The following is a 16735-nucleotide window of genomic DNA, read 5'->3' on the forward strand; positions in this document are numbered from 1 at the left end:
CGGGCACTTTCCACTGAAATAACACATTTATTTTGGGTTTGGGCTCGGCGCCTTTATAAGTAAAAATACGCAAATGTCGATAAAAATTTCTTTTAGGTTATTTGCTCCTATAAAACAAAATTTTTATAGCGATTAACTTGAGATTGGCTATAAAGCAACCTAAACTGGGCATATCCCAATATGTGAACTGGTTCGCAAATATGCTCAAGCAAGTTTCCGCTGTTTTAGCTCTGGTAATTTCAAGCCAAGCTAGCGCCCTTAGTATCGATTTAGGTCCCGCCACTGGTTACAACCTCTTTATCAAAGAGAACTTCACTCAACCGGGCGCCGACTCCCAAGGCAAAATTGCGATTGGCGGTAATGCCAATATTGGCCAATACGATGTGGGCGTGAATTACGAGCCAGGCACCCATCGCGATGGCATCCAGTTCTGGACTGATCCGAAGAAATATTCCGACGTGTTGGTAGTTGGCGGTGATCTGACTACCACCCAATGGGCATGGGGCAATGTAAAAGGCAATCTGATATTGGGCGGTGAACTAACTGCAGGCTCAAGTAAAAATGCAGTGCTGGGTACCACCACCAAAGCTAAACCGATTGATTTCACATCCGCATTTGAACAATTCACAGAGCTGTCCAAAACTTTGGCAGGTGAAGCAAATACCGGCGGAGTGGAATTTAAATACAACAATTGGCTGATGCTGAACGGCACTGCCGATAGCGATATTTATATCGCCAACATTACCGGCCAGATGCTGGGAGCAGCTACCGACTTAACAGCCAAAGGTCTGGACAAGAACGATACGCTGATCATTAACGTGAGCGGAAAAAATATCAATTTTGATTCGCTCAATTACGGTGCGCGCGAAAACTACAGCGCATTGGATTTATCAGCCAGCCACATTCTGTACAACTTTTTTGAAGCAGAGAACATCACCTTTAGCGGCGGCATCAAGGGCAATATCCTTGCCCCTAATGCTAACTTCACATTCTTGCAGGGTGATCTGAGTGGCCAAGTGATTGCAAAATCCTGGACCGCTGGTTGGGGTGCACAAGCAAATTTATGGGATGGATTTTTTGTTCCTCCGGTAGATATTCCACCTACACCAACAACACCACCGGTTGTGACAGTGCCTGAACCAACCTCAATCATATTACTGTTAGTTGGCCTGCTAGCTTTAGTAATGGTTCGTCGCCTACGCGCATAAAACCAAACTTTCAAAAAAGCCGCTACCGGCAATGCTGGTAGCGGCTTTTTTTTACGCGCGTATTCGCTACACTGTGCCAGTTATTTCACTGCTTGCACGCGCAAGCCAAAACACAGGGATACGCACCTATGAAATTCGATAATATTTTACAAACCATCGGCAACACTCCCCACGTCCGTATCAACCATTTATTCCGCAGCGATATTGAAGTCTGGATGAAAGTTGAACGCTTTAATCCGGGCAGCAGCATTAAAGATCGTATTGCGCTCGCCATGATCGAAGATGCCGAAGCCAAAGGTTTGATCAATAAAGACACCGTTATTATCGAACCAACATCAGGCAATACCGGTATTGGTCTCGCGCTTGTTTGTGCAGTGAAAGGTTATCGCCTGATCCTCACCATGCCGGAATCTATGTCCGTTGAACGTCGTAAAAATATGAAAGCTCTCGGTGCAGAATTGGTGCTTACACCAAAAGAGTTGGGCATGGGTGGCTGCATCGCCAAAGCCAATGAATTACAAGCCGAAAATCCAAACAGCTGGATTCCCCAACAATTTAACAACCCCGCTAACGCAGCAGTTCATCGCAATACCACCGCACAAGAAATTCTCGCTGATTTCCCTGAAGGCGTTGACTATTTAATTACCGGTGTAGGTACCGGCGGACATATCACTGGCTGCAGCGAAGTACTGAAAGAAAAATTTCCGCAACTACAAACCTTCGCAGTAGAACCAGAAAAGTCACCAGTGATCAGCGGCGGCCAAAAAGGCTTACATCGCCTGCAAGGAATTGGAGCCGGATTTATTCCGCAAGTGCTAAATAAAGAAACCCTCAACGGCACCATCCTCGTCAACGAAACTGATTCGTTCGAAATGGCTCGCCAATGTGCGTTGAAAGAAGGCATTTTCATCGGCATTTCTTCCGGCGCCACCCTCGCTGCTGTTGCGCAAAAGCAAGCAGAAATGAAGCCCGGCAGCCGCGTAATTATTTTCAGTTATGATACTGGCGAGCGCTATTTGTCGATTGAAGATTTGTTTTAATCCGCACAGCAGAATAAAAAGGGGCACAACAAAGTGCCCCTTTTTTATGAGTTACGTTTTTGCACCACAACAAAAAAGCGCTCTTTTAGTGCATCCAAAAAATGTCATCTCACCTGTGATACAGTCAATCATCAGCAACAATTACAGCTCCCAACAAGGAAACAACAATGAGTAAAGTGCATTTTATCGGTGGTGAAAAAGGCGGAGTGGGAAAATCAATGACCTCTCGCTTGTTAGCACAATATTTGATTGATGCTGGCACACCGTTTATTGGCTTTGATTCTGACCAATCACACGGGACTTTTTCGCGCTTTTATAGCGAGTTTGCTTCGCCTCTTATTGTGGATGATTACGAAAGCCTTGATCAGCTGATTATTCTTGCACAGGAAAATCCTGATAGCGATTTGATAATTGATCTGGCTGCACAAACTTCAACACGCTTAGGTAAGTGGATTGAAGAAAGCGATGCGTTGTCGCTGTTTCAAGAATTAGGAAGCCAAGTGTATTTATGGCATGTAATGGATGACGGTGCCGATTCAGTAACATTATTAAACAATCTGTTGAATCGTTACCCGCAAGATTTTATCAAGATCGCAATTGTTAATAACCAAGGGCGTGGCGAATGTTTCGAGCACTTTGAACAATCAACCACTTATCAAAAAGCAAAAGACCGCAACGCGCTTTTTATCACCACTGGCAAACTGCAACCACAATTAGCCGCAAGAATTGATTTTACCAACACCAGCTTTTGGGCTGCAGCCAATAACATTGACGTAATGAATATTATCGAGCGCTCACGCGTACGCGTGTGGCTAAAAAACAACTATTTGCAGTTTGATAAATTAGACCAGTAAAACACTGTTCCGGCATTGGTAATACAGCTACTTAATCATCTTATGTTGGGTAGCTTGGCCGGGAGTAATAAACAGCAACTTGGATTTCACAGCAGTTTTTGCAGTATGCCAAATTCCTTTAGGCACTATCACGTATTGCCCCTGTTCACTCAGCTTTATAGAAGTTTCTCCCTCTTCCATCTGAAGAATAAAAGACACCTCACCGGACATTAGCACTACAACCTCATCACCATGAGGATGAATCTCCCAACTCGTCCAGTCCGAATCAAACTCATAACATGAAATTAATTCGTGACCACTGAAATCACCATACGTTTTATCCAGCCGCTCATATAAAGTCGAATCCGCAGGCTCTATCGAAGCCGTTTTGTCAGGGCGGAGCACAACAAAATCCTGCTCAATTTGATTGGGTGATTTCATAATCAATTTCCAATTCCGTTAACGCGAATAGCTACTTAAAACTTTGTCCATATTAACAGAAGAGTCAATTAAATCAGGGGAAGTTCAGAACGGTGTTGGAACACTTTGTTATATATAGTTAAAATTAGCGCCATGTGAATTGCTATATGATACTAAAAACCGAAATGCCTCAGATATTGTTTTTTCATGGCTGGAGATTGGCCATTCAAAAGAATATGTAACATTTACTTCAATATCTTCTTTTACTCTTATTTTTTCAATTTTTGGTATATTAATTTCCACTTCCAGCCGAGGATTTTGTAGGTCTTTAGCCCAAGCAACTTTTGTATTTTTTATGGACTTATGTTCTCTGACGCAATGCTTGTATGCATTAGCTATATTTGCAACTTCCAAAAAAATTGGGTTCCTCGCTGCAACGTTTTCTTTATATTTTTTCAACCCATGAGTTTTAAGCGATTCTTCATTTTCATAATAGAAATATTCAAGGATATTGTTAAAAGACTCGATAGCATTTAGGTAAACTCTCATTTCTTCATATTTGTGAGGTGTTTCTATATTTCTCTGTTCTTTGTTTTTTTCTTGAAGATTAAAGTAATCTATTAAATTAGGTATCACTATGTAATTTATATAGTTTGTGTGGCTCCCTAACGGGCCTTTAAACGATTCCATATGGAGCCTCCTTGTATAACAGTTTATTAGACGGCTGAAGCCGCATATCACTTCGCCGGTTATCATTTTTGAAAATCCTAGCTTGTATCAATAATTCTATTTAGATCAGTAGCTTGACTTGCGCTTTATATTTTCAGATTTTGATAAGCGGCGCACATATGATTGTACTCTCGCCGGTTATCACTTTATACGTCATTTCTCAGCCAATATAAACCTATGCTTTTACTGACTTTTCACGCGGTGCGCTATCATTGTTAGATGATATACGCCGCTTATCAGAGATAGTAGCTGAGCTAAATACATTTTTATCGTGTCTGGCGCCAACTTAAATTCATCCATCAATACTTAGCGAACAGTACTCAATGCGCTAATGTTTTTTATAATAAGTTTGCAGGAAGGGAAAGCGAAGGTGTATCGGCCGTACAAACAATTAAACATCATTAATGTGTTGATGATATTTTCTTATGACGAATACACAAGAGTGACTCAGGAATTACTCGGACATAGCAATATAAAAACAACAAAAATTTACACGCATGTGCTGAATAAAGGAAGGAGAGGAGTTCGCAGCCCGTTAGATATGAGCTAACTACTCGACTCAAGCCCAGCGGCGGCTTGAGTCGAGTAAACAATATTACTCTACCGCAACCACCACCACCGCCTTAGCGGGGATCGCCAATGACAGCTTGCCGTTTTTCGCTTTCGCACTATAGCTTGCAGGCTTAATTGTGTTGGGGCTAGCGAAGGTGTTGTGCGTATCCATAGCAGTTGCTGTCAGCACTTGGCCTTTTGCACCAGTGACTTTTGCTCCCGCGAGATTCACATTCACAGTCTCGGCTTTATTGGGATTCGCATTAACCAATGCAATATAGGTTTTGCCGTCTTTTCCGCGCGCAGCGGTTGCGCTAATAGCGGGAACAGAGGCTTTACCCAGCGTGTATTGCGGAACATCTTTTAATTCCAGCTGCAGTGATGTCGCATCCTGGAACGGCACGTACATTTTGAACGCGTGATAGGTTGGAGTCAGGAGCATTTTATCTTTCTCAGTCAAAATCATTGCCTGCAGTACGTTAACCATCTGTGCGATGTTGGTCATATGAACGCGGTCAGCATGCTTGTGGAAAATATTGAAATTCAATGCCGCCACAATCGCATCGCGCAAGCTGTTTTGTTGATAAAGAAAACCTGGGTTCTCACCTTTTTCTACGTCGAACCATGTACCCCATTCATCAACATAGAAACCGACTTTTTTCTCGGGATCATTTTTATCCATTACTTTTTTGTTGTTGATAATGAATTCGTCCATGCGCAAGGTGTTTACCATAGTCGAGATCCACTCGGTCTCCGGGAAGCCGGTCGCTGCGCCTTTTACTTTCCAATCGCCAGTGGGCAGTGTGTAGTAATGGAAGCTCACCGCATCCATTTTTAAACTCCAGTTAGGCGTTACATTTGCGGTGAGATGATCAGCCCATTTGGTATCTTCAGTGTGGCCGCCGCTCGCAATCATTTTTGGTGAATTGTGCGCGGGTGCTTTCAGGAAGCTCGCATATTGTTTGTAGAGATTGGTGTAAAACTCCGGCGTCATATTGCCGCCACAACCCCAAGCCTCATTACCAATAGCAAAGTAGTGAACACGGAACGGTTTATCGCGGCCGTTTTTGCGGCGCAATTCTGCGAGCGTTGATTTACCTTCGGCCGTCATATACTCCAGCCACTCCGCCATTTCCTGCGCAGTGCCAGTGCCGAGATTACCGTTGATGTAAACCTCGGCGTTCAATAACTCCGCCAGATCAAAAAATTCGTGGGTACCTACTGCGTTATTCTCTTCAACTCCGCCCCAGTTGGTATTCACTTTTACCGGACGTTGATCGCGCGGGCCAATGCCATCGCGCCAGTGATATTCGTCCGCAAAACAACCGCCAGGCCAACGCACTAACGGCACATGCAAATCTTTCAGCGCGCCCAGTACATCTTTACGCCAGCCTTTGGTGTTAGGTGTTTTTGAATCCGGGCCAACCCACATACCTTCGTAAATACCGCGCCCCAAGTGCTCGGCAAATTGACCGTAGATATTTTTGTTGATGACAGGACCGGTTTTCGTGGTATCGATATTCAGTTGGGTATCGGCCAAGGCGGTGAAACTGATGCTCAGGCCAAGGGCGGCGATAAGCGGCTTTATGACTCGCATAAATGATCTCCTGCTTGTTGTTATAGAGTTTTGTTTTACTGTAGCGGCAGCGAGAATATCCCCTACAAGATAATATTGTCATACAAGTTAACCTATTTTTACCCGCCTTAGCCCTACCTCCTGCCAATCTGTGTCAGCGATATCCATCAATATGGCAACAACTAGCAGCCAAACACCCAATACTGTGTTTAAATACAGCATCAATTCAGACGCCGCCGATTCTCATGCGCAAAATTATTCACTGTGATGCAGATTGTTTTTTCGCCGCCATCGAGATGCGCGATGACCCGAGCCTTGTACATCGCCCCATTGCCGTAGGCGGCAGTAGCGATAGGCGCGGCGTCATTTCCACCTGCAACTACGAAGCGCGCCGCTACGGAGTGCACTCGGCGATGCCTTCTAGCACGGCAAAACGTTTGTGCCCGGATTTGTTAATCCTGCCCACGCGCATGGATGCCTATCGCGAAGCATCGGCAAAAATGCGCGAAATCTTTTATGAGTACACCGAGCTGGTTGAGCCGCTTTCGCTGGATGAAGCATTTCTGGATGTTAGCGATGCAAAAGTCCATCGCGGTAGCGCAACTTTGATTGCGCAAGAAATTCGCCAGCGCATTAAAGATGAAATCGGCATTACTGTTTCTGCCGGTATCGCACCCAATAAATTTCTCGCCAAGATTGCCAGCGACTGGAACAAACCCAACGGCCAGTTTGTGATTCCACCCGAACAGGTTCCAGCATTTGTTGCGCAGCTACCGGTAAAAAAAATTTACGGTGTAGGTAAAGCTATGGCCAACAAACTGGCAGAGATGAATATTTTTACCTGCAGTGATATTCAGAAATTTTCGATTTTTGATTTAACCCAACGCTATGGCCAAATGGGTTCACGCCTTTATCATTTAAGTCGCGGCATTGATGATCGGCAAGTCACAGCAGATCGCCGCCGTAAATCCCTCAGTGTAGAAAACACCTTCGCGCAGGATTTACCTACCCTGCACCATTGCCTGCGTGAAATTCCCGCACTTAGCCAACAATTGGCGATCAGGCTGCGCCGCGTGGATGACGACTACAAAGTGGTCAAGCTATTTGTAAAACTGAAATTTTCAGACTTTAGTATTACCACTATTGAACGCAGTGCGACGGCAGTGTCCTTAATGGAATTGCAAAGCTTGTGCGAAGAAGCTTACGGACGAAAAAATTCGCCTGTGCGTTTGGTCGGAGTAGGTATAAGGTTTATTGATTTGCGGGAAAATAATTCGTTTTTTCAGCTGGAGCTTTTTAATAGCGAAAAGCATTTCGGGCAAACAGAACGCGCAATACTTCGCTAAAATCCGGAGAATGCAGGACAAGTAAATACTTACCCTGCCACTTTTACTTCTACAGTGATGGCCTAAAAAAACGCACTACTTTTTTAGCTTCATCAAGCCGATCAAATGACGACTCCATCGGAGTGACGTTGGAAACAAAAGCCATCACAATACCCAAGTCCGGATAAATAATTAAGAAAGAATAACCGCCAATGCTCATTCCCCCATGGTGGACAAACCTGCCAAGATCATCCTGCCCCACACGAAAGCCCAAGGCATAATGTTCAGGGTTCATAGCACCATCAGCTAAAGGCACCGGTGTCCATAGAGCAGCCTTTGATTCGTCGGTTAAAAAATTATTACCGATTAGCGCATTGCCGAATTTGACCAAATCTGTTGGTGTAGAAAGATATCCACCACCCGCGTATCGATCACTGAGATTGGAGGCAGGAGCCTCAAACAAGGAATCACCAATCAATAAATATGGCTCCGCCCTATGCGCCACAGCAGATGAACCTGCCTTATCAAACTGTGTAGCATTCATACCAGCAGGAGCAAATACCTCTCGGGTAATAATCTCTTCCAACGACAGAGAAGCGGCTGACTCCATCGCTAATGCAAGCAGATTGTACCCATAAGTGCTGTAGTTAAAACCGGTGCCCGGCGCAAATAACAAAGCATCATTTTCCACAATCAATGCTGCTGCCCTGGTGCTGGCATATTCACTGGTATTGTAATTTTCGGAAAAACCTTTGGTGTAATGACGAATACCCGCTTGATGCGAGAGCAAATGCTTGATTGTGTAGCCAGTGTTAGCCGGGGAAAAATCTTTAACATAGGTATTAAAAGAGTTATTGATATCCAGAATTCCCTTCTCGCTCATACGCATCACTGCCGCTGCAGTAACGGATTTTGAAATGCTGCCAATTCTGTAACGAGTATCAGTAGTTGCGGGTATTTTTTTATACAGATCAGCATAGCCAGTTGTACCAGCCCACACCAAATCCCCATTGATACCAATTGCAGCAGACATTGATGGCAGTTGATTATTGGCATACATCGACCTCAGCCAATTATCAGCCTCCGTTCCTGCCGATTGAAAAGCCGCCTGATACAAACTCGAATTCACAGCGGGAGCGGGTTCTGGCCGTGCGGCACTTATTGATAAGACATATAAAACAACGATGACAATTAAAATGAAAATTATCGCCACTACGCCCAAGAATATTTTTTTTATCATGCACCACTCCTTGCTCATGTTAATAGTTAATGAAATAGTTTTGGCATCTACGCAGCCCAGAGGCTATATCGCATCTACTGAATTAGACTCAACACTTTAGTTAGACACAACCTTCTTCATTTTGGATTCACGGTATAAAACCCAATTATGAATTAAGAAAGCCCAGCAAACGGGTTTTTAGCACCGGAATAGCTTGTGGATGCGATAAATACTCTTCGATATCCATTAATTGCCAACATTGGCCTTCGCTGCCAAATTCAATTGCATCAATCTCTGCTTGACGCCCCTCAGCAACAAAGAAAAATGAATTACCGGTATTAAGATAGTCCGGCCATTTTGCCTTAAACACTAACCGCGCCTCATCCAACAATAAACCAAACTCCTCCCCCAATTCCCGCAACACACACTGCTCAGATGTTTCATCTCCCTCACGCCCACCACCGGGAAAATCCCATAAACCCGGAAAAGGGATATGCGTAAAGTCATCGCGTTTATAAACGAGCAATTGGCCGTTGAATATATAAGCGAGCTTGCAGCCGGTGAAATCTTCTTTCATATCTAAGCCAAAAAATACCTTAGTTAAAAAAGGCGGCAGATGCCGCCTTGTAGGTAATTAACCGAAAACTCTACTTACCTTTTATATCCAATGTACGCGCCGGTAATTTCACCTTCACACTGGTTTGCGGCTCAGCAGTGGATTTTGCGAGGATGATTTCGTATTCGCCTTTGGTGATTTTCCAGGTTTTGTCTTTGCTTTGATAGATCGCGAGTAAGCGAGGATCGACATTGACGGTTACGGTGGTGGTTTCACCTGGTTTTAGATCGACTTTTTGGAAGGCACCCAAGCGTTTCGGCGCTTCCCATTTGGTTTTAGTATTCGCAGAGGCAATATAGATTTGGGCTACGTCTTTACCTGCTACAGCGCCGGTATTTTTTACGCTGAAACTCACGCTTAGCTGGCCATTTTTTACATCGGCTTTTAAATCACTGTAAGCGAAATCGGTGTAAGATAAACCAAAGCCAAATGGGAAAAGTGGTTGGTGGTTTTTTAACTCAAACCATTTGTAACCAACAGCCGCGCCCTCAAAATAATTTACATCAAAACGTTCATCCGGTTTTTTGGGATCACCATCAACCACTGGACGCGGCAATTGTTTTTCCGATGCGGGGAAAGTAATTGGCAAATGGCCTGAAGGATTAACTTCGCCAGCCAATACACGCGCTATGGCTTCGCCACCATTGGTGCCGGGATACCACGCCTGCACCACTGCACCGACGTTATTTAGCCACGGCATCAACACTGCACCACCGGTTTGTAACACCACTACCGTTTTTGAATTTGCAGCGGAGATTTTTGCGATAAGTGCATCTTGATTATCAGGCAAGGATAAATTTGGAACATCAATCGCTTCCGCAGTCCATTGGTTTGCAAACACCAATACCAGATCGCTCTCTAAAGCCAATTTGGCTGCGGTTTCGATATTCGTGCCTTCATCAAAACTAATGCGCGCATTTGGATAACGGGCTTGCAGTGCTTTCATCGGCGAGGATGGAAAATATACCGTTGGCCCCGGGAATACTTTTGGGCCTAAACCTTTTACCGCCATGCCTCCCAATGGATAAACTTGCGATGACCCACCGCCAGAAAGGACACCCACATTCGCATGTGAACCAATGATCGCGATTTTTTTAACGCCCTTTGCAATAGGTAGTAATTTTTCATTTTTTACTGGATCATTTTTTAATAAAACAATGCCCTCTTCTGCATCTTTTTGCGAGATAAGGCCGTGTTTTTTGAAATCAATATTATTGCTTGGTGCGGGAACCGGATTATCCATAACACCCAGCTCAAATAAAGCATGTAATACGCGCCCAGCCATATCATCCAAACGCGCGGGTGATACCCAACCATTATTTACCGCTTCTTTTAGCGGCTCTTTAAAATAAGCGGCAGCATCAAACGGCAAACCGGATTGTTGATCCAAACCATTATTCGCCGCAGGAATGGTGCTATGGGTTGCACCCCAGTCCGACATCACCCAACCTTTAAAACCCCAATCTTTTTTCAACACTTCGTTGAGTAAATATTCGTTCTCACACGCGTAAATACCATTCACGCGGTTGTACGAACACATAACCGAACCCGGGTTACCAATCTCGTTGGCGATTTGCAGGGCGAGTAAATCTGACATGCGACCCGCGGCTTCATCAATAGTGACGCTCAGTTGCCCGCGACCGGTTTCCTGATCGTTGTAAGCAAAATGTTTTAGCGTTGACACTATATTATTGGATTGCACACCTTTGATTTGCTCGCCAACGATAACGCCTGCAAGCAGAGGATCTTCACCGCCGTATTCAAAATTACGCCCATTGCGCGGCTCACGCACCAAATTCACACTACCAGCTAATAACACGTTAAATCCTGATGCGCGCGCTTCAGCTCCAATCATCGCACCACCCTCAAACCCAACCTGTGGATTCCAGGTTGCGGCCGTATTCATGCCCGATGGCAGAGCGGTTCGCTCACGAATATTTGGCCCCGCCTGCGATGCAACACCGAGACCGGCATCCGCCAACCAGAGATGGGGAATACCCAAACGCGGTACGCCATATACAAAGCCTGCTGATTGCGGGTGCGACTCAGCAGGACGAGTAAAATTTTTCCAGGGGGCATCGGTACCGAAGTAGCTCACGACCAGCGATAATTTTTCGTCTTGGGTCATTTGCTGCAGTACAAGCTGGGTGCGTTCGGCTGCGCTGATGTTCGTTTTCATCCAGGGTTGGACGATTAATTTTTTGGGCGGCGCGATTGCATCCTGCGCACTGGTAAATGGTGCACCACTCAGGGTGCAGGCCATGATTATCAAACTGACCTTGTTAGCTAATTTCATTGTTGAGCCTCTTGCTGCTGTGTGACCGAATATAATTTTTGTTGTAACCCACTCGCCTTGTGACGAGCGGGCAATAGTATTGTTAAACGCAAATAAATGCCTCAGGGATACTAGCGAGCAGCCTTCAACGGCGCAGGAACTTAACCGATATTTACTTTGCCATAAACAAAAACGGCCTTCTGTGAAGGCCGTTTTTACTATTAAAAAATCATCGATTATTTAACACTGGTTGAAATACCGTAAACGCCGGAGATGTCACGGTTAAATGCAGTGGCATCGTCTTTGTAGAATTCACGCAAATCTTCCAAAGTGCCGTTGTTAATATTCTCTTCGCGATTGGTCGGCACCCAGTAGTGTGGGACGTTTTTACCATCCGGGCCGGGGACACCTTCAGGAGCGTTGCGCCAGGTCAGCAAGAAAGCAATATTGCGTGCATCTTTGTCGGCTTTCAAACCGCCAATTAATTTGCGATACCATTGGTTGTCGTATTTGCCTGCTTCGATATCCGGTGCGCGAATGCCAATCTCGGAAATAACCGGCACCTTGCCACGCGCTTCAGCCATGCGTACAACCAAGGCCGCGTTAGCCACTACGTTGGCAAACCATTCGGCATTATTTTCTGCCGGGCCGTAGGTATCAAAGCCCAACACATCAACCCATGCATCACCAGGGTAACGTTCCAGATAATTTGCTTCGGTAGCATCGGCAAAATTGTTAGGTGAATAGGCAAACAGGAAATTGTTTACACCTTTGGTATCGCGCAGATATTCCACCGTGTATTGATACAATTTTTTGTATTGCTCCGGTGTTGATTGCTCAGCGCCCCACCAGAACCAGCTGCCAGTATTTTCGTGGAGGATACGGAAGATAACCGGGATTAATTTGCCGTTGTCATCTTTGAGATTATTTGCCCAGTCGGCAAGTTGATCGAGATAGCCGTTGTAAACACTATTGAATTCGCCTCCAGGTAATGATGCAACTACAGCGGGTGTTTTATCCCATGAAGTACCCACTGGCCACTCGCCTTTTTGTTTGTCGGTAATAGGATTATCAAAATGCGAACTAACGGTGATGATGCCGCCGCGCGCGTAAGCCTTTTTAACTTGCTCAACTACATCACCTTCCATTTTAGGTGTGACGATAGAAAGCGTATCCCAACCATAGACTGCCGCAAAATCACCTACTGCATTGAACGTATCGGATTGGGTGCCATCGGTAGTGGTGATAGTTAAGCCTTGGGTGGTATCGTGCTGATGTCCAAACATAATGGCTTTTTTGCGCTGCTCAAGCATAAACGCAAACAGCGAGCGAGTTTCTGCGGTGGCATTTTTGTTGACGATATTAATTTCAACCGGTACTGCAACAGTTTGCTCAACATTTGCTTTTGCTGATTCAGCATTCGCTGGAGCGGTGGTTTCACTGGATTTATCACAACCCACAATTGCTAATGCAGCAATCGCAAAAAGCGAACTACGCACCGTTACCTTTAATGATCCCGGCATACAAAACTTTTTCATTGTTATCCTCTCGGAAATATTCTGAGTTTCAGTAAAAGACTTTTCGTTTTTATAAGTCTATGACGCAGCTGTTAGTGTTTTAGGCGTGTGCCGAACGGAAGAAACCTGAGTTTCCCATATTCGGTTAGTAACATTTATTTAGGATGTTTTGGAATTGTGCAGATCAATTATTCTGGTAACGCACACGTATACCAAGATCAAAAGAGAGGCGAATTTCATCCGCATGAATTTCGCGCGGGAAAAAACAACCGGAGATATGTGCCTGACAAAAACTGGCCCCTTCCAATTGCGTCGTACGGAAATCAATCCCACGCAAATCAGCGCCGCGAAAATACGCATCACGCAAATCCAGGCCGCTGGCATCTAACTCACGCAAATCCAGACCACGAAAATCCCCGCCACGTAACATATCCACTTTTACTTCGCCACGCGCTTTGCGCTGGTTGAATTCAGCTACACGCTCGGAGCGCAACAACTCGTAATAAGGATTGCTATGGACAATAGGCTTGGTCATGACGGGCTCCGTTTGGCTGGTTTTAGTTTCAACAAACAGTTTTGACATTATTTGTTTGACTATAGCCCAGTAATTCCAGATTTGCTTAACCGATTCCAGCGCCGCAAACATTATACTGAAAACGGTTACATTGGCATTTAAGAAATGTAATCGCGGCGTCAAAAGCATCGTTCGGCCAGTTGGTATTTTGAGTGGCGCAGGTTACACTTGCCTACAAGCTGCAACATAGCGGCACGCCCAATTTTTACGGTTATTGTTGTTTATCAATCTAGCCTATGGGCAGGCAATCCTCGGTCAAACTTATCCCCTCAGGTTAGCGCCTGATGGAATAACAATCTTCAGCCAGTCTCCCTTTCATTAGGTTTAGCTGCTCATTTTTCGAGCTAAGCTAAAGACATGCGTTGAGCGTAAAAAATTATCTTGCCATCGCACAGCCTCACGCGGGTCCGCTGTCGCTTCGGCATTATTGAGGAATTGTGAGAATGAGCTTTATCCACGACGACTTTTTGCTCGACACAGAGCAGGCGAAAATACTCTTTCATGAGTACGCCAAAAACATGCCCATCATTGATTACCACTGCCACCTCCCCCCCGAACAAGTAGGCCAGAATAAGCAATTCAAAAACCTTACTGAAGTCTGGTTGGCAGGCGACCACTACAAATGGCGCGCGATGCGCTCCAATGGCGTGAATGAGCGTTTCTGCACCGGTGATGCCAACGATTGGGAAAAGTTTGAACAATGGTGCGCAACTGTACCTCATACCCTGCGCAACCCGCTCTACCACTGGACCCATCTGGAACTGCGCAAGCCGTTCGGTATCACCGACCGCCTGCTTGATAGCAGCAATGCAAAGCGCACTTGGGATGAATGTAACGAGCTGCTCGCGACCCCGGAATTCAGTGCGCGCGGTTTGATGACCCAGGCCAACGTGAAAATGGTGTGCACTACCGATGATCCAATCCACGATCTCGCTCACCACAAAACCGTTGCAGCGGATAAATCCTTTAAATCAGCGATGCTCCCCACTTGGCGCCCCGACCGCGCGATGATGGTGGAAGACACGGCGGCCTATAACAAATACCTGGATCGCCTGGCTGTTGCTGCTGATGTGAACATCAATAATTTTGACGATTTGATCAAAGCGCTCGATATTCGCCACGACTATTTCCATGCAAATGGTTGCCGTTTGTCGGATCACGGGCTGGAAACTGTCTATGCAGCCGATTACACGCAAGAAGAAATTAAAACTATTTTCTTGAAAATTCGCAGCCACAAAGACCTGGATGCGACTGAAATCGAAAAATTCCAATCAGCGATGATGGTGGAGTTTGCCCTGCAAGATCACGCTAAAGGTTGGGTACAACAATTCCATATTGGTGCGATCCGCAATAACAACCCGCGCCTGTTCCGCACCTTGGGGCCAGATACCGGTTTTGATTCGATTGGCGACCACAATTACGCCAAACCATTGGCCAAGTTTTTAGGCCGCTTGGACGATCAAAACAAACTCGCCAAAACCATCATTTACAACCTGAACCCGCGCGATAACGAAGTAATCGGCACTATGATCGGTAACTTCCAGGACGGTTCATCCGCCGGCAAAATCCAATTCGGCAGCGGTTGGTGGTTCCTCGACCAGATGGAAGGCATGACTCGCCAGATCGAAGCCTTGAGCCAATTGGGCTTGCTGAGCCGCTTCGTTGGTATGCTCACCGACAGCCGCAGCTTCCTGAGCTATTCACGCCATGAATATTTCCGTCGCATTTTGTGCGGAATTTTCGGCCGCGATATGGCGAAAGGTTTAGTACCAAACGACACCAAAATGGTGGGTAAGATGATTCAGGATATCTGCTACAACAACGCGAAAAACTATTTTCCGTTTGTAGTGCCGGAATAAGTACCCGAATAATCGCTAAAGCAGTTTAAAATAGCCCGGTTCGCCGGGCTTTTTATTTTGTCCTCTCTTTTTCCCAGCCACATTGGAAATTGGACGTGTTGCATAACGCACTCAATACCTTTCTCTTCGCCTTCAACATCACCGCCCCTATTTTTGTGATGCTCTTTCTCGGTGTCTGGCTGAAAAAGCGCAAGCTGATTAACGACGAATTTATTAGCGGCGCATCGCGCTTGGTTTACACCATCGGTTTGCCGGTGATGTTATTCAGCACCAGCGCTACCGCCGATCTATCCCACATTACTGATTGGAATTTACTGATCGCCTTCGGTGCCATGACCTTTATTGTGTTTACCGGCAGTCTGTTAAGCGCGCGCTGGCACTGCAAAGATGTGCGCGACCAAGGTGTTTTTATCCAAGGCGCGTTTCGCGGCAATCTCGCTATTTTAGGTTTGGCATTTTGTGCCAATGCTTATGGTGAAGAAGGGTTGGCCTTGGCATCACTACCGGTTGCTATGACGGTTGTGCTCTACAACATAATGTCTGTGTATGTGCTCAATCGCAGTTTGCATTATGCGCGCGATGCTATTGGCCCCACACTTAAAGGCATTGTAAAAAACCCTTTGATCATCGCAATATTTTTAGGCTTTGCAGTCAATGCACTCACGATAAAAATACCCGGCATTTTGTTGGAAAGCGGAAAATATTTAAGCCAGATGGTGCTGCCACTCGCGTTGATTTGCATCGGCGGTTCATTGACATTTAGAGGACTGGCGCGCATTGATTCAGCCACTTTTAGCGCGTGCGTATGGAAGTTGATTATCTCGCCAGTGATTGCCTGCGGCATTGCGATTGCACTGGGAGTGAACGGCAACGCACTGGTTATTTTGTTTTTATTGGCTGCGACACCAACAGCAACGATTAGCTTTGTGATGGTGCAAGCAATGAAAGGAAATAGTGAGTTAGCCGCAAATATCATTGCGCAAACCACACTC

The 16735-nt window shown here is 45.5% G+C and carries 14 protein-coding genes; 6 read left to right on the forward strand and 8 right to left on the reverse strand.

All coding sequences use genetic code 11. The features are described from left to right. The first annotated feature begins 200 nt into the window (after positions 1–200). The 3 genes from AAGC78_RS13900 to AAGC78_RS13910 all read left to right on the forward strand — a co-directional run bounded on the left by AAGC78_RS13900 (position 201) and on the right by AAGC78_RS13910 (position 3102). The gene (locus AAGC78_RS13900; protein WP_435784694.1) at positions 201–1208 is read left to right on the forward strand and encodes a choice-of-anchor A family protein; all 1008 of its coding nucleotides are present in this window, start codon (positions 201–203) and stop codon (positions 1206–1208) included. A 128-nt stretch (positions 1209–1336) separates the two neighbouring features. Next, positions 1337–2248 (forward strand): cysteine synthase A, encoded by a 912-nt coding sequence (gene cysK, locus AAGC78_RS13905; RefSeq protein WP_435784695.1) that lies wholly within the window; start codon positions 1337–1339, stop codon positions 2246–2248. Between the two features lie 167 nt (positions 2249–2415). Then, entirely contained in the window at positions 2416–3102 is a 687-nt protein-coding gene (locus tag AAGC78_RS13910) for a mobilization protein (protein ID WP_435784696.1), read from the forward strand. Between the two features lie 27 nt (positions 3103–3129). Here the strand turns inward: AAGC78_RS13910 and AAGC78_RS13915 are convergent, their stop codons facing one another. The 3 genes from AAGC78_RS13915 to AAGC78_RS13925 form a co-directional block, all read right to left on the reverse strand. After that, the gene (locus tag AAGC78_RS13915) at positions 3130–3522 is read right to left on the reverse strand and encodes a cupin domain-containing protein (RefSeq protein ID WP_435784697.1); all 393 of its coding nucleotides are present in this window, start codon (positions 3520–3522) and stop codon (positions 3130–3132) included. 108 nt (positions 3523–3630) lie between these two features. Then, positions 3631–4191, reverse strand: coding sequence for a hypothetical protein (locus AAGC78_RS13920; protein ID WP_435784698.1), 561 nt, complete (start codon positions 4189–4191; stop codon positions 3631–3633). Between the two features lie 634 nt (positions 4192–4825). Continuing rightward, entirely contained in the window at positions 4826–6379 is a 1554-nt protein-coding gene (locus tag AAGC78_RS13925; protein ID WP_435784699.1) for an alpha-N-arabinofuranosidase, read from the reverse strand. A gap of 224 nt (positions 6380–6603) precedes the next feature. Between AAGC78_RS13925 and dinB the strand changes: the two genes are divergently transcribed. Further along, positions 6604–7704 carry a DNA polymerase IV gene (gene dinB, locus AAGC78_RS13930; protein WP_435784700.1) on the forward strand — a complete coding sequence of 367 codons (1101 nt, stop codon included), beginning with the start codon at positions 6604–6606 and terminating at the stop codon, positions 7702–7704. A gap of 49 nt (positions 7705–7753) precedes the next feature. On the opposite strand, the gene AAGC78_RS13935 is transcribed toward dinB, so the two are convergent. From AAGC78_RS13935 to AAGC78_RS13955, 5 genes are all read right to left on the reverse strand, one after another. Further along, the gene (locus AAGC78_RS13935) at positions 7754–8923 is read right to left on the reverse strand and encodes a serine hydrolase domain-containing protein (protein WP_435784701.1); all 1170 of its coding nucleotides are present in this window, start codon (positions 8921–8923) and stop codon (positions 7754–7756) included. 145 nt (positions 8924–9068) lie between these two features. After that, a complete protein-coding gene (locus AAGC78_RS13940; RefSeq protein WP_435784702.1) occupies positions 9069–9479 on the reverse strand; it encodes an NUDIX hydrolase in 411 nt (136 codons plus the stop codon). A gap of 70 nt (positions 9480–9549) precedes the next feature. Then, the gene (locus AAGC78_RS13945) at positions 9550–11814 is read right to left on the reverse strand and encodes a glycoside hydrolase family 3 C-terminal domain-containing protein (RefSeq protein WP_435784703.1); all 2265 of its coding nucleotides are present in this window, start codon (positions 11812–11814) and stop codon (positions 9550–9552) included. Between the two features lie 215 nt (positions 11815–12029). Continuing rightward, on the reverse strand, positions 12030–13331 hold the full coding sequence (locus tag AAGC78_RS13950; RefSeq protein WP_435784704.1) for a glycosyl hydrolase: 1302 nt from the start codon (positions 13329–13331) through the stop codon (positions 12030–12032). Between the two features lie 163 nt (positions 13332–13494). Then, positions 13495–13845 (reverse strand): pentapeptide repeat-containing protein, encoded by a 351-nt coding sequence (locus tag AAGC78_RS13955; protein WP_435784705.1) that lies wholly within the window; start codon positions 13843–13845, stop codon positions 13495–13497. 482 nt (positions 13846–14327) lie between these two features. On the opposite strand from AAGC78_RS13955, the gene uxaC reads away from it, so the two are divergent. Further along, a complete protein-coding gene (gene uxaC, locus AAGC78_RS13960) occupies positions 14328–15743 on the forward strand; it encodes a glucuronate isomerase (RefSeq protein ID WP_435784706.1) in 1416 nt (471 codons plus the stop codon). Positions 15744–15838: 95 nt separating this feature from the next. After that, the coding region (locus AAGC78_RS13965) for an AEC family transporter (protein WP_435784707.1) at positions 15839–16735 on the forward strand (897 nt) is incomplete at its 3' end.

This window comes from Cellvibrio sp. (assembly GCF_039207905.1).
Lineage (GTDB): Bacteria > Pseudomonadota > Gammaproteobacteria > Pseudomonadales > Cellvibrionaceae > Cellvibrio.